A 14,329-nucleotide genomic window follows, 5' to 3' on the forward strand; every position below is an offset into this window, starting at 1 on the left:
ACCCGGCGTCCAGGTGGGAGCCCTCACTCAGAGCTTGAGAGCTTCGCTCAGTCCTCGTACGCGTCCATCGGCGGGCAGGAGCAGACGAGGTTCCGGTCACCGAAGGCATTGTCGATACGGCGCACCGGCGGCCAGTACTTGTCGGCGGCCGAGACACCGGCCGGGAAGACAGCATCCTCACGGCTGTAGGCGTGCGCCCACTCCCCGCCGAGCGCGGCGGCGGTGTGCGGAGCGTTGTGGAGCGGGTTGTCGTCCGCGGGCCAGGCGCCCGAACCGACCTTCTCGATCTCCGCCCGTATGGCGATCATCGCCTCGCAGAACCGGTCCAGCTCTGTCAGGTCCTCCGACTCGGTCGGCTCGATCATCAGCGTGCCGGCCACCGGGAACGACATCGTCGGCGCGTGGAAGCCGTAGTCGATCAGCCGCTTGGCGATGTCGTCCACGGTCACGCCGGTCGCCTTGGTCAGTGGGCGCAGGTCGACGATGCACTCGTGCGCTACCAGCCCGCCGGGGCCGGTGTACAGCACCGGGTAGTACGGCTCCAGGCGCTTGGCGATGTAGTTCGCGGAGAGCACGGCCACCTGCGTGGCCCGCTTCAGCCCCTCGCCGCCCATGAGGCGGACGTACGCCCACGAGATCGGCAGGATGCCGGCCGAGCCCCACGGCGCAGCCGAGATCGGGCCGACGCCCGTCTCCGGACCGGCGGCCGGCTGGAGCGGGTGGTTCGGCAGGTACGGCGCCAGGTGCGCACGCACGCCGACCGGGCCGACGCCGGGACCGCCGCCGCCGTGCGGGATGCAGAAGGTCTTGTGCAGGTTGAGGTGCGAGACGTCGCCGCCGAAGTGGCCGGGCTTGGCGAGGCCGACCAGGGCGTTGAGGTTCGCGCCGTCGACGTACACCTGGCCGCCCGCCTCGTGGACCTGGGCGCAGATGTCGGCGACGTGCTCCTCGAACACACCGTGCGTGGACGGGTAGGTGATCATCAGTACGGCCAGCTCGTCGCGGTGCTGCTCGATCTTCGCCCGCAGATCCTCGACGTCGATCTCGCCGTCCCCGGCGGTCTTCACGACGACGACCTTCATTCCGGCCATGACCGCACTGGCGGCGTTGGTGCCGTGCGCGGAGGACGGGATGAGGCAGACGGTGCGCTGCTCCTCGCCGCCCGCCCGGTGGTAGCCGCGGACGGCCAGCAGACCGGCCAGCTCGCCCTGCGAACCGGCGTTGGGCTGCAGCGACACCTTGTCGTACCCGGTGACCTCGGCAAGCCGCTCCTCGAGCTCCTGGATGAGCGTGAGATAGCCCTGCGCCTGCTCGGCCGGCGCGAAGGGGTGCAGCTGCCCGAACTCGGGCCAGGTGATGGGCTCCATCTCCGTGGTCGCGTTGAGCTTCATGGTGCAGGAGCCCAGCGGGATCATGCCGCGGTCGAGCGCGTAGTCACGATCGGCCAGCTTGCGCAGGTAGCGCAGCATCGCGGTCTCGGAGCGGTGCTGGTGGAAGACCGAGTGCGTGAGGAAGTCGGAGGTGCGCAGCTGCGCGGTCGGCAGCGTGTCCTCGGCGACCGCGTCCAGCGCCTCGACCTCGACCTCGCCCTCGACCCCGAACGCGGCCCAAACGGCGCCGAGCTGGGCCCGCGTGGTGGTCTCGTCGCAGGCGAGCGACACATGGTCCGCGTCGACGAGGCGCAGGTTGACGCCGTTCTCGCGCGCGGCGGCCACGACATCGGCGGCACGGCCCGCGGCCCTGACGGTCAGTGTGTCGAAGTAGGCACCGTGGAGGACCTCGACGCCGCCGCGGGTGAGGCCGGCGGCGAGGATCGTGGCGTAGCGATGGGTGCGGCGCGCGATGGACCTCAGGCCCTCGGGACCGTGGTAGACGGCGTACATGCCCGCCATCACCGCGAGGAGCACCTGCGCGGTACAGATGTTGCTGGTCGCCTTCTCCCGGCGGATGTGCTGCTCACGCGTCTGCAGGGCCAGGCGGTACGCCTTGTTCCCGTCGGCGTCGACCGAGACGCCCACGAGACGGCCGGGCAGGCTGCGCGCGAACTTCTCGTGGACGGCCATGTAGCCCGCGTGCGGTCCGCCGAAGCCCATCGGCACACCGAAGCGCTGCGTGGTGCCGACGGCGATGTCGGCGCCCAGCTCGCCGGGCGAGGTCAGGAGGGTCAGCGCCAGCAGGTCGGCGGCGACGGTGACGAGCGCGCCGAGCTCGTGCGCCTGGTCGATGACGGGCTTGATGTCGCGTACGGCACCGGAGGCGCCCGGGTACTGGATCAGCACGCCGTTGATCTCACGCGCAGCGATCTCGGTCGGGATGCCGTCGCTGAGGTCGGCGACGACGACCTCGACGCCGGCCGGCTCGGCACGGGTCTCGATCACGGCGATGGTCTGCGGCAGCGCGTCCGCGTCGACCAGGAAGAGGCCCTTCTTGTTCTTGCCCATGCGCCGGGACAGCGCCACGGCCTCGGCGGCCGCGGTGCCCTCGTCGAGGAGGGAGGCACCGGAGGTCGGCAGCCCGGTGAGGTCGGCGACCATGGTCTGGAAGTTCAGCAGCGCTTCAAGGCGGCCCTGGGAGATCTCCGGCTGGTACGGCGTGTAGGCCGTGTACCAGGCCGGGTTCTCCATGACGTTGCGCAGGATGACGGGCGGCGTGAAGGTGCCGTAGTAGCCCAGGCCGATCATCGATCCGAGCACCTGGTTGCGGTCCGCGAGGGAGCGCAGCTCGGCCAGCACCTCGGCCTCTGTACGCGCGCCCGGCAGGTCGAGCGCGTCGGCGTTTTTGATCACGTCAGGCACGGCGGCGGCGGTCAGCTCATCGAGGGAGCCGTAACCCACCTGCGCGAGCATCTTGGCCCGCGCCTCCTGGTCGGGCCCGATGTGGCGCTGCTCGAAGGGGGTGCCCTGTTCGAGCTCGGTGAGCGGAATGCGGTGGGCGGTCATTGCGGAGGCCTCCTGGTCTGACGCGACCTTCGAGGGGTACCCCGGCACGGGCACCCCGACGGCCTCCCCCTCTGTCATCTCAACCTGAGAGCTTCACCGGATGCCTAGGGGCTCCGGCTTTCACCGTCGGTGAGAGCGGAAACCGTCGACCTCCGCTCTGCTTTCCAGAGTGACCTCGTCCGTGCGGTACGTGGGCCTGAGAGATTCCGGGGAGGATTTGCTCCTTCGGCGCCTCCGATGATGTCCGGAGGACTCTCCCGCACGGGGTCAGCAGCCGCTTGCCAGCCTACCAGCGAGGTCAACGGGAGGGTCTTCGAGTGGCCGCCTTCCCGAATCTGCTCTTTCGTAGTGCTTACGGATGATTTGCGACCAAGTGGAGGGCCCGTGCAGACCGACCTCGATCCGCGCAACCTGATCGGCCGCAAGGCGTTCGACCGCAACGGCACCAAGATCGGCACGATCGACGAGGTGTACCTCGACGACGCGACGGGCGTGCCGGAATGGGCGGCCATACGCACCGGCCTCTTCTCGCGCGACGCCTTCGTCCCCCTCGAGCCGAGCGAACTCGTCGAGGGCACCCTGCGGATCCCCTTCGAACGGGCCCTCATCAAGGACGCCCCCGACTTCGGCGTGGGCCGCCACCTCTCCCCCGAACAGGAACTCCAGCTATACCACCACTACGGCCTGGACGTGGCCCCACCCCCCAAGGTCCCGGACCACGACTTCGGCAAACTGGCCGGCACGGAGGACGTCTGAAACCGCAGGACCCTACGGCGCGGGGCCACAGCACCGACCCACCCGCAGAAGCCACCGACTTCCCCAACCGCTGCGGCCCCGCCCAGACTCCGCACAGGCCGACGCACACCGCGGCGGACGGGCTCACGGCTCCCCCGGTCACCCCTCGACCCCGCGAGGTGCCGTCGAGAGCGACGCCGACCTCGGCCGGACGCTTCCCGCCCTGCTCTCGCACGCCCCCACCCATGCACGGACCACCCGCACCCCGCCAAGCTCCCTCCGCCTCACTCAACGCCCTCACTCAACACCACCACCCGAGCCGCCCCCACTGTGCGCGGCCCCCTCAAGCCCCCCGTCGGCCCCACCCTCTCCGTCCACCTGTCTTCGGGACACCAACGGCAGCGGATCCGCCGGTTCCAATGCAGGGTCGTCGACGCGGAACGTCCTCACCCGGCCCGGCTCCGAGTCCGGTGTCTCGAAGCGCACCGTCACCCGGCCCAGCCCGCTGCCCTGCACCCAGCCGTGTCCGTACTCCGTGTGCCGCACGTCGTGCCCGGAGGGCCAGCGGCGCTCGGCGCGCGCCGCCTCCTCGGCGACGGGCTCCGCCACGGCCTCCTCGGCCGAGGGGTCCGCCCCTTCCCCCGCCGCCTGCGCGAACAGGTCCTCCTGTGTGTAGTCGGCCAGCCCCGACACCCCCACCCCGAGCAGCCGCACTCCCCCCGTCGTGTCCACGGGGTCCAGCAGCCGCGCCGCCGCCTCCCGCACCACCGCCGGATCGTCCGTCGGCCCACGGAGCGTCTCGGACCGGGTCAGGGTCGAGAAGTCGTACCTCCGCACCTTGAGCACGATGGTCCGCCCCGACAGCCCGGCCCCGCGCAGCCTCCGCACACACCGGTCGGCCAGCCGCTGCACCTCGAGCCCAACCCGGATCCGGTCGTGGATGTCCACGTCGTACGTGTCCTCGACCGACACCGACTTTGTCTCACGCTCGGCCACCACGGGCCGCTCGTCGTGCGCCAGCGCCATGGCGTAGAGCGCATGCCCATGGGCCTTGCCGACCAGCCGTACAAGCTCGTCCTCACCCGCCTCCGCGAGCTCGTCGACCGTGGTGATCCCGGCCCGCCGCAGATGGTCGCCCGTCGCCGGCCCGACCCCCGGCAGAGTCCGCACCGACATGGGGCCGAGCAGCGCCCGCTCCGTGCCCGGCTCGATCAGCACCAGCCCGTCGGGCTTCGCCTCCTCAGAGGCGATCTTCGCAAGCATCTTGGAGGCGGCGAGTCCCACCGACCCGGTGAGCCCGGTGCCGGCCCGTATGTCCGCGCGCAGCTTCACCCCCGCCAGCCGCGCCGACGCCTCGTCCCAGGCCGTTCCCCCGGCCTCCAGGTCCACGAACGCCTCGTCCAGGCTCAGCGGCTCCACCAGCGGTGACAGCTCCCGCAGCAGCGCCATCACCTGCTCGCTGATCGAGCGGTACAGACCGAAGCGCGGCACGAGATACGCGGCGTTCGGAGCCAGCCTGCGCGCCTGGGCCATGGGCATCGCCGAGTGGACTCCGAAGACCCGTGCCTCGTACGACGCGGTGGCGACCACCCCGCGCGGCCCGAGCCCGCCCACGACGACGGCCTTCCCGCGCAGGCTCGGCTTGGACGCCTGCTCCACCGAGGCGAAGAAGGCATCCATGTCGAGATGCAGGATCGTGGGCGCGTTTCTCACATCTCCGATGCTGCACCACGCCACTGACAATGCCCCCGCACAGGCCACGGACTTCGCCGTGGCCCGGCGGGGCGGGCTCAGACAGCCCGGTTGCGCCGCCGGGCCAGCTCGTCCGCCGGGTTGTGCCTGACGAGCGTCTCACCGGTGTCGATCCGCTCGCCGTGCAGCTGCGAGAGGGCGCTCTCCACGTCCCGCCACACCACGCCCACGGCGATCCCGAAGATGCCCTGACCGCCCTGGAGCAGGGCGTGGACCTCGTCGGGCGACGTGCACTCGTAGACGGTCGCACCGTCACTCATGAGCGTCATGCGTTCCAGGTCGCGGAAGCCGCGTTCCCGGAGGTGCTGGACGGCGCTGCGGATGTTCTGCAGCGACACACCGGTGTCCAGGAAGCGCTTCACGATCTTCAGGACGACGACGTCCCGGAAGCTGTACAGCCGCTGCGTTCCCGACCCGTGGGCAGGGCGCACGCTCGGCTCGACGAGGCCGGTGCGGGCCCAGTAGTCAAGCTGCCGATAGGTGATGCCGGCGGCCGCACAGGCCGTCGGACCGCGGTAACCGATCTCCTCGTGCGCCATGGACGCCGCCCCTCCGCCGCTCGGTACGGCCGTCGGCCGTTGCGGGGCGTGATCAGCCGCGCTGTCGTGAAGCCGGTACGGACCGCTCTCCCCGAAACTGCGTCCGGGGGCACCCCCAGCCGTACCGTCGCCGCTGCTGCTCACGCCGACCTCCGTCCTTGACCTGCCTTCTCGACGGTAGGCAGTCACCAGGGGTGCGTCAACGATCGCCACACTCGGCACGCCGAGTGATAATCACCCTAGGAGTGGTTTCCCGTTCCCCACCGCGGGGAAAGGCTAGCCGAATGCTCGGAGGCGGAGGCGTAGGACGCTCTCAGTGGCCCCTGGCAATTGCCTGGTGGTGGCGCGTGAAGAGCCCCAGGTCGGCCCGGCGCGGACCCCGGGTCCGACGGACCGGCCGACCGTCTCACTGGCTGCTGGAGCCGAAGTCCTCCGGCGAGATCTGGTCGAGGAACTCGCGGAACTTCTCCACCTCGTCCTCCTGCTCGTCCGGAATCGCGATACCCGCGTCGTCGAGCACCGTGTCACTGCCGTAGATCGGCGTTCCGGTGCGCAGGGCCAGCGCTATGGCGTCGGACGGGCGCGCACTCACCTCGACCCCGCTGGCGAAGACCAGCTCCGCGTAGAAGACGCCCTCACGCAGGTCCGTGATGCGCACCTCACTGAGCTCCTGACCGACGGCCTCCAGCACGTCCTTGAACAGGTCGTGAGTCAGCGGTCGCGCGGGGGCCATCCCCTGCTGGGCGAAGGCGATCGCAGTCGCCTCCCCCGGGCCGATCCAGATGGGGAGGTACCGGTCGCCGCCCACTTCACGCAGGAGCACGATCGGTTGGTTGGAGGGCATTTCGACCCGGACACCTACGACATCGAGCTCGTTCACACAGCAACCCTAGGCCGTGCCCGGGACGTTTGGGTAGTCGGGCAGGGAACGGGCGCCCGATCCGGCCCCCAGGGCACCGGCGCCGCTCACGGCAGACGCACGCCCAGCGCGGTCTGCACGAGGGCCGCGTGCAGCCTGACAGTCAGCGCCGCCAGCTCCTCCGCACGGGCCTGGGCGTGGGCCCTGGTCTGCGGATTGCGGTGACGCTTGAGCGGCGCCACCACCTGGTCGACGAGCCCGGCCTCGCGGTCGGCGGCGGCCTTCATCACCCGAAGGTGGCGCGGCTCGATCCCGAACCGTCCCAGCTCGGCGACGAGCGTGGCGACGGTGACCACTTCCGCGTCGTACGCCCCGTCCTCGAGCGGTGCGATCAGCCCGTACGACTCCCACTCCCGCAGGTCGCTCTCGTCGATCTCTGCAGCGGCCAGCAGCTCGTCCCGCCCGATCCTGGCCGCCGTGGGCACCTCCGGGGGCTCCGGGAGGGCCCTGCCGTCACGCTGACGGCCCACGAGGGGCAGCTGTACGGCCTCGCCACGCTCCACGGCGTCCAGGTGCTCCCGGATGACCTTGAGCGGCAAGTAGTGGTCCCGCTGCATCCTCAGCACGTGCCCCAGGCGCTCGACATCACCGGCGCTGAACTTGCGGTACCCCGAGGGGGTCCGCTGCGGCTCGATGAGGCCCTCCGACTCCAGGAAGCGGATCTTGGAGATGGTGACTTCTGGGAACTCGTCGCGCAGCACGTTCAGCACCGTGCCGATGCTCATAAGCCCACTGTCCGTGGCGGCGGCACCGTGCCCGGCACCGCCGCTCGGTGTTTGCAGCATGGACCTTCCCTGGGGTCCTCCCCCGGACGCAGTCCGAGGGAGGGTCAGATGCCCTGCCGGCTCGCGTAGAACACCAGCCGGTACTTGCCGATCTGCACCTCGTCACCGTTCGACAGAGGGACCTGGTCGATCCGCTCGCGATTGACGTACGTGCCGTTCAGACTGCCCACGTCGGCCACCGTGAACGAGCCGTCCGAAGAGCGCCGGAACTCCACATGACGGCGCGAGACCGTCACGTCGTCCAGGAAAATGTCACTCTGCGGATGACGGCCGGCCGTGGTCAGCTCACCGTCCAGCAGGAAACGACTGCCGGAATTGGGACCGCGGCGCACCACCAGCAGAGCCGAACCCACCGGAAGGGCGTCGACGGCCGCCTGAGCCTCGGGCGACAGCGTCGGCACCTGAGTCTGACCGGTGACCTCCGCGTCGTAGGCCTCGAGACCGGAGATGGAGATCGTGGACGTCGTCTCGGACGGACGCTCCGGGCTCGCGCCGACGCGCAGCGGCGCACCACAATTGGAACAGAAGCGGGCGTTCTCCGCGTTGCGGTTACCGCACCTCGTACACACCAGGACCGACATGGACGGATCCTCCTGCCGCGGCTGCCCCGCCGGGGCATTGGACGCGTACGGATCGGAGGCAAACCCTCCACCCGTACTTGAGGTCGACGGTTGTCCGAAACCTATGCCGCCAGACTGGGCAGGGTCAACAGACGGCGCGCCCTGACCACCGGAAATGTCGCCGCCCGGACCAGCGACCTGGTCACGGAACAGCGGGCGCGGGCCCTCTGCGTCAGGCTGTGCGCGATGACGAGCGGTCGCGTTGCCGCTGCCCCCTCGCGCGCTCTTGCCGAACAACTTCGCAAACAACTTCACGGGCGATTCCCCTTGACTGAAACAGACCCGCCCGTGGGGCAGGACGAACCCTGATTGCATACACCGGCCGACCCGGACATTCTCACAACGTCCGTATCCACCAGACAGTTTCCACCACGCACCACCCCTTCGGTGCGCCGACCCCCCGCAACCTCATGCCCCTGCCGGACGTCCCCCATGCACCGCCGGTTCACTGCGAGGACGACCGAGCGTAGTCAGGCTGCTTCGCTGCCCGCAAGGCATCGACGACGATCTTGGTGGAACGCTCGACGGTCACGGTGGCCTGCTCCTTCTCGAGTGTCTGCACCACGCCTCCGGGGATGTTGAGCGCCGGCTCGAGGTCCTGCGGCTTGCCGATGACCTTGAAACGATAGGGGGCGTTGATCTTGTTCCCGTCGACACTCACCGTCTTGCCCGAGTCCGTCAGATACGTGCCGGCGACCACCCGTACCCCGTTCACCTGGATCGCCTCCGCGCCGGCCGCGCGCAGTTCCTGGATCGCGTCGAGCAGCATGTCCGACTGGACCGTTCCCTTCGTGTCGTCGATCGTCATCGTGATGCCAGGACCCTGGGCGGCCACGGTGCCCGCCAGGATGCCGAGTTGCCGTTCCTTCTCGTCCGTCTGCCTGCGCGCCTCCGAGGCCTGGTCGGAGCTGCTCTGCAGGTCCTCGCGCTGCTTCTCGAGTCCTGTCTTCTCGTCCTCAAGACGCTGAGTACGGTCGTCGAGTTCATCGAGGATACGAACGAGATCCTCCTGACGCGCGCCGCGCAGCGCGCTGTCGCTGTCGCTGTTCGACGCCACCTGCACGGCAAGGCCGAATCCGAGGCCGAACAACAGCAGGGCGACGATGAGTTGGGCCCGGCTGACGCGCAGCGGCCACAGCCCCTTCACCAGCCGCTGGCGGCCGGTGAGCGCGGGCTCCGGACTCTCCGCCTGCCCCTCCCCGGGAGCCGACGCGGGGACCTCTTCCGGCAGCTCCTTGCGCAGCCTGTTCTCCGGCTGCTCGTCCTTGTCGCTCATCCGTCTCACGCCCGGAACACGTGCCGCCGGATCGCGGCGGCGTTGGAGAAGATGCGGATGCCGAGGACCACGACGACACCGGTGGACAGCTGCGCGCCCACGCCCAATTTGTCGCCCAGGAACACGATCAGGGCGGCCACGACGACGTTCGACAGGAACGACACCACAAAGACCTTGTCGTCGAAGATGCCGTCGAGCATGGCCCGCAGGCCACCGAAGACGGCGTCGAGCGCCGCGACGACGGCGATCGGAAGGTACGGCTCGACGACCGCCGGAACCTCGGGACGAACCAACAGACCGGCCACGACTCCCACGACGAGGCCCAGTACGGCGATCACGATGTGCCCTTCTCTGTGCTCGGCTGCGCGGTACGTACGATCACACTCGGTGCGGCGGGCAGCCGGAGGTCGCTCTCCGTGGAGATACCGGTCCGGATCCCGTAGTTCTCTTGCAGAGCATGCAGATACAGCCCGTCGGCGCTGTTCTGGAACCTGGTGCTCAGCCTTTGCCCGTCCCCCACCGCCAGCACCGTGTACGGCGGCACCAGCGGCTTGTTGTCAACCAGTATCGCGTCACCCGCGGCCCTGATCGCCGACAGGGCGGTCAGCCGCTGTCCGTTGATGGAGACGGCCTCGGCCCCGGAGGCCCACAGTCCGTTCACGACGCGCTGCATGTCGCGGTCGCGCACCCGGCCCGTGTCGGAGAAGCCGGAGGTCTCGCGCGGGTTGGTCCCGTCACCGCCAGTGCTGGCTTCCTTGGCGTCGTCCACGACGAGTTTCACCCCGGGGCCGTGCACCGCCGTGGCGCCGGACAGGATGCCCACCAGATCCGCCTGATCACTGCCGCCGCTCTTCTTCAGCGCCGCCCGCTGCCGGGCGGCGACGTCGTCGCGCAGTTCATCGACGCTGCCCTCCAGCTTGTCCGCCGACACGGTCTCCCGGTCGATGCGGTCGATGAGCTCCTGGCGCTCCTTGGCGACGACAGGTGCCGCCACGCGCGCCTGTGCCGCCCCGACGGTCACGACAAGGGCCGCGAGCACCAGACCGGCCGCGAGACCGAGCTTCGCCCGGAGCGTCTTCGGCATGCCGCCCTTGCCCTGGTTCTCCCTCCGGGCGGCGGCCTCGGCGTACCCGTCGTCGAGACTGTGGTCCATGACGTTGGTGATCAACGACATGGAGGCGTCCGGACGCGGAGGCCGCGCGGGTGTGCTCCGAACGGGGGGTTGCTGCGGCATGCCGCACATCGTCGCACGTCCCGACCGGTACCTCCGAATGGCCCCACTGGCGTGCCGGACAGGCCCCCTTGGGGGACACTTGTCCGGCACGCACGCGTGCAGCGGGTTTTACCGTCCGGCGCTGTCGACGACACCCGACCACTCGTCGAGAAGGGCCTGCGCCGAGGCGTCGTCGGGGCCCTCCGCCCACAGATGGGTGACCGCTTCGGCCGGGTCGGGCAGCACCATCACCCAGCGCCCGTCGGTCTCCACGACCCGCACGCCGTCGGTCGTGTCGACGGAGCGATCTCCGGCGGCCTCGACGACACGCCGCATCACCAGGCCCTTGACAGCCCACGGAGTGGCCAGGTCCCGCTTGAGGACGTGCGCCCGCGGGATCCGGGCGTCGATCTGGCTGAGCGTGAGCTGTGTGCGGGCCACCAGCCCGATCAGCCGTACGAACGCCGCCGTACCGTCATAGACGCTGCTGAATTCCGGGACAATGAATCCGCCCTTGCCGTCACCGCCGAAGATGGTCCCTTCCTCACGCCCCACGCGTGTGAGGTCGTCGGGAGAGGTCGTGGTCCACTCCACCTGGGTGCCGTGGTACGCGGCCACCTGTTCGGCGATCCTGGTCGTGGTCACCGGCAGCGCGACCCGCCCGCTGCGCCGCTCGGCGGCCACCAGGTCGAGCATCACGAGCAGCGCCCGGTCGTCCTCGATGATGCGGCCCTTCTCGTCGACCAGGGACAGCCGCTCGCCCACAGGGTCGAACCGCACACCGAACGCGGCACCGGACGACGCCACCATCTCGCCGAGCCGCACCAGCCCCGACCGCCGTATGTCGGCGGTCTCGGTCGGCCGGGCCTCGTCCAGACCGGGATTGATCGTCAGCGAGTCCACACCGAGTTTGCCGAGCAGGCTGGGCAGAACGAGCCCCGCGCTGCCGTTCGACGCGTCCACGACGACCTTGAGCCCCGACTCGGCGATCCCAGTCGTGTCGACGTTCCGCAGCAACGACCCGGTGTACGAGTCGAAGACGCTCGACGGGAAGTACAGGTCGCCGATCTCGCCCGGGAACGCGCGCCGGTACTCCTGCCGCGCGAAGATCCGGTCCAGCTTCCGCTGGCCCGCCTGCGAGAGGTCGGCCCCCTGCCCGTCGAAGAACATGATGTCGACGGAGTCCGGCACACCCGGCGACGTCCGGATCATGATGCCGCCGGCGCTGCCCCGCGCGGTCTGCTGTCGCGCCACGGGCAGCGGCACGTTCTCCAGGTCCCGTACGTCGATGGCACTGGCCTGCAGAGCGGAGATCACTGCCCGCTTGAGCGCACGCGCGCCTCGGGAGTGGTCGCGGGCCGTGGTGACGGTCGACCCCTTCTTGAGCGTGGTTGCATACGCGCCGGCCAGCCGCACGGCCAGCTCGGGCGTGATCTCCACGTTCAGGATCCCGGACACCCCACGGGCGCCGAAGAGGTGCGCCTGGCCCCGGGACTCCCAGATGACCGAGGTGTTGACGAACGCGCCGGCCTCGATCGTCTTGAACGGATAGACCCGTACGTTGCCCTGAACGATCGATTCTTCACCGATCAGGCACTCGTCACCGATGACGGCGCCGTCCTCGATCCGGGCCGAGCGCATGATGTCGGTGTTCTTGCCGACGACGCAGCCCCGCAGATTGCTGTGCTGCCCGACGTACACATTGTCATGCACGACAGCCTTGTGCAGGAATGCACCGCTCTTGACGACGACATTGGATCCGACGACAGTGTGCTCGCGGATCTCGGCGCCGGCTTCGACCTTCGCGTAGTCGCCGATGTAGAGGGGACCGCGAAGTACGGCATCGGGATGTACTTCCGCGCCCTCCGCCACCCACACGCCGGGGGAGATCTCGAACCCGTCGATCTCGACGTCGACTTTTCTTTCGAGGACGTCGGCCTGCGCCTTCACGTACGACTCGTGCGTGCCGACGTCCTCCCAATAGCCCTCGGCGACATAGCCGTAGACCGGCTTGCCCTCCTTCATCAGCTGCGGGAAGACATCACCGGACCAGTCGACGGGAACGTCTGGGTCGACGTAGTCGAATACTTCGGGCTCCATGACATAGATGCCCGTGTTCACCGTGTCGGAGAAGACCTGCCCCCAGGTCGGCTTCTCGAGGAAGCGCTCGACCTTTCCCTCTTCGTCGACAATGGTGATGCCGAACTCCAGCGGATTGGGTACGCGGGTCAGACACACGGTGACCAACGCGCCTTTTTCCTTGTGGAAATTGATCAGCTCGGTGAGGTCGAAGTCGGTCAGGGCATCACCGGAGATGACGAGGAAAGCATCGTCCTTCAACGCCTCTTCGGCGTTCTTGACGCTTCCGGCGGTACCGAGTGGCTTCTCCTCGTTGGCATACGTGAGCTCCATTCCGAGCTCCTCGCCGTCACCGAAGTAGTTCTTGACGAGCGAGGCCAGGAACTGCACGGTTACGACGGTCTCGGTAAGCCCATGCCTTTTGAGCAGCCTCAGTACGTGCTCCATGATCGGGCGGTTCGCCACGGGTAGGAGCGGCTTGGGCATGCTCGAGGTCATTGGGCGAAGGCGAGTGCCTTCGCCACCGGCCATCACGACGGCCTTCATGTCGGAAGCGTCCTCCTCCAAGAGACGACGGTCTAGCCGACTTCACCCGTGAAGATTGTCCCGCACTTTTCCGTCGAGGGCCATCGAGCCGCTGCGTCCGGACAATCCTGAGCTCAATCGGCCATGGTGTCCGCACGGACCAGACGGCGGACTTGTACCACGTAGAGCACTCCTGCCCACCAATAGAGCGTTGTACCCCACCCGGCGAACGCCCATCCGAAAATAGCTGCGAGTGACGAGATCCAACCGCTTCCGTCACTGAGCAGGAGCAGTGGGAACGCGTACATCAGATTGAAGGTCGCAGCCTTCCCCAGGAAGTTCACCTGCGGCGGCGGATAGCCGTGACGCCTGAGGATGCCCACCATCACCAGCAGGACCAGCTCTCGTGCCAGCAGTACGGCAGTCAACCAGATCGGCAGGATCTCGCGCCAGGTGAGACCGACCAACGTCGAGAGAATGTAGAGCCGGTCCGCGGCCGGATCAAGGAGCCGGCCGAGGTTGCTGATCTGGTTCCAACGCCGCGCGAGTTTGCCGTCCAGGTAGTCGCTGATGCCGCTCAGCGCGAGCACCAGGAGAGCCCAACCATCGCTCTTGGGACCGCCGAACTCCGGCCTGAGGATCAACCACAGGAAGACGGGTACGCCGACGAGCCGAGCCATGCTGAGGATGTTCGGGATGGTGAGTACCCGGTCCGTCTGAACACGGGTCTCCTGGACCTCCACCCGGGGGCCTCCTGTGGGAAACGAGCCAACGATGCCCCCTGACCCTACCTCAACGCAAAAAAGCTCTGGCTCTTGGGCTGCATGCCCAAGAGCCAGAGCTCTAAAGGGAGTTCGGCGGTGTCCTACTCTCCCACAGGGTCCCCCCTGCAGTACCATCGGCGCTGTAAGGCTTAGCTTCCGGGTTCGAAATGTAACCGGGCGTTT

General features: G+C 68.7%; 12 protein-coding genes, 1 rRNA gene and 1 riboswitch. Of the genes, 1 reads left to right on the forward strand and 12 read right to left on the reverse strand.

Annotated elements, in window-relative coordinates; all coding sequences use genetic code 11:
* Nucleotides 1-47: 47 nt before the first annotated feature.
* The gene (gcvP, locus tag ACFYXB_RS10985) at nt 48-2,939 is read right to left on the reverse strand and encodes an aminomethyl-transferring glycine dehydrogenase (RefSeq protein ID WP_389580214.1); all 2,892 of its coding nucleotides are present in this window, start codon (nt 2,937-2,939) and stop codon (nt 48-50) included.
* 174 nt (nt 2,940-3,113) lie between these two features.
* Nucleotides 3,114-3,209: riboswitch (glycine riboswitch) on the reverse strand.
* 114 nt (nt 3,210-3,323) lie between these two features.
* Here gcvP and ACFYXB_RS10990 point away from each other — a divergent pair.
* Nucleotides 3,324-3,695, forward strand: coding sequence for a PRC-barrel domain-containing protein (locus ACFYXB_RS10990; protein ID WP_388501926.1), 372 nt, complete (start codon nt 3,324-3,326; stop codon nt 3,693-3,695).
* Nucleotides 3,696-3,971: 276 nt separating this feature from the next.
* Here the strand turns inward: ACFYXB_RS10990 and ACFYXB_RS10995 are convergent, their stop codons facing one another.
* The 11 genes from ACFYXB_RS10995 to rrf all read right to left on the reverse strand — a co-directional run.
* A complete protein-coding gene (locus tag ACFYXB_RS10995) occupies nt 3,972-5,387 on the reverse strand; it encodes a DNA polymerase IV (protein WP_389580217.1) in 1,416 nt (471 codons plus the stop codon).
* Nucleotides 5,388-5,464: 77 nt separating this feature from the next.
* Nucleotides 5,465-6,109, reverse strand: coding sequence for a MerR family transcriptional regulator (locus ACFYXB_RS11000; protein ID WP_351347291.1), 645 nt, complete (start codon nt 6,107-6,109; stop codon nt 5,465-5,467).
* A gap of 262 nt (nt 6,110-6,371) precedes the next feature.
* Entirely contained in the window at nt 6,372-6,845 is a 474-nt protein-coding gene (locus ACFYXB_RS11005; protein WP_351347289.1) for a bifunctional nuclease family protein, read from the reverse strand.
* A gap of 86 nt (nt 6,846-6,931) precedes the next feature.
* Nucleotides 6,932-7,669: a MerR family transcriptional regulator gene (locus ACFYXB_RS11010; protein WP_351347287.1), complete on the reverse strand. Its 738-nt coding sequence runs from the start codon at nt 7,667-7,669 to the stop codon at nt 6,932-6,934.
* 44 nt (nt 7,670-7,713) lie between these two features.
* The gene (locus tag ACFYXB_RS11015) at nt 7,714-8,604 is read right to left on the reverse strand and encodes an FHA domain-containing protein (RefSeq protein WP_389580222.1); all 891 of its coding nucleotides are present in this window, start codon (nt 8,602-8,604) and stop codon (nt 7,714-7,716) included.
* Between the two features lie 130 nt (nt 8,605-8,734).
* Nucleotides 8,735-9,565 carry a DUF881 domain-containing protein gene (locus ACFYXB_RS11020; RefSeq protein WP_389580225.1) on the reverse strand — a complete coding sequence of 277 codons (831 nt, stop codon included), beginning with the start codon at nt 9,563-9,565 and terminating at the stop codon, nt 8,735-8,737.
* 5 nt (nt 9,566-9,570) lie between these two features.
* The gene (locus ACFYXB_RS11025; RefSeq protein WP_003988855.1) at nt 9,571-9,903 is read right to left on the reverse strand and encodes a small basic family protein; all 333 of its coding nucleotides are present in this window, start codon (nt 9,901-9,903) and stop codon (nt 9,571-9,573) included.
* Nucleotides 9,900-10,739 carry a DUF881 domain-containing protein gene (locus tag ACFYXB_RS11030; RefSeq protein ID WP_389580227.1) on the reverse strand — a complete coding sequence of 280 codons (840 nt, stop codon included), beginning with the start codon at nt 10,737-10,739 and terminating at the stop codon, nt 9,900-9,902. The genes ACFYXB_RS11025 and ACFYXB_RS11030 overlap by 4 nt, the downstream gene beginning before the upstream one ends.
* A 168-nt stretch (nt 10,740-10,907) precedes the next feature.
* Nucleotides 10,908-13,403, reverse strand: coding sequence for a mannose-1-phosphate guanyltransferase (locus ACFYXB_RS11035; RefSeq protein ID WP_351347282.1), 2,496 nt, complete (start codon nt 13,401-13,403; stop codon nt 10,908-10,910).
* A 113-nt stretch (nt 13,404-13,516) separates the two neighbouring features.
* A complete protein-coding gene (locus ACFYXB_RS11040) occupies nt 13,517-14,125 on the reverse strand; it encodes a CDP-alcohol phosphatidyltransferase family protein (protein WP_388501916.1) in 609 nt (202 codons plus the stop codon).
* A 109-nt stretch (nt 14,126-14,234) separates the two neighbouring features.
* A 5S ribosomal RNA gene (rrf, locus tag ACFYXB_RS11045) occupies nt 14,235-14,329 on the reverse strand; the annotation flags it as partial.

The organism is Streptomyces sp. NPDC002619 (assembly GCF_042889305.1).
In the GTDB taxonomy this organism is placed as follows: domain Bacteria; phylum Actinomycetota; class Actinomycetes; order Streptomycetales; family Streptomycetaceae; genus Streptomyces.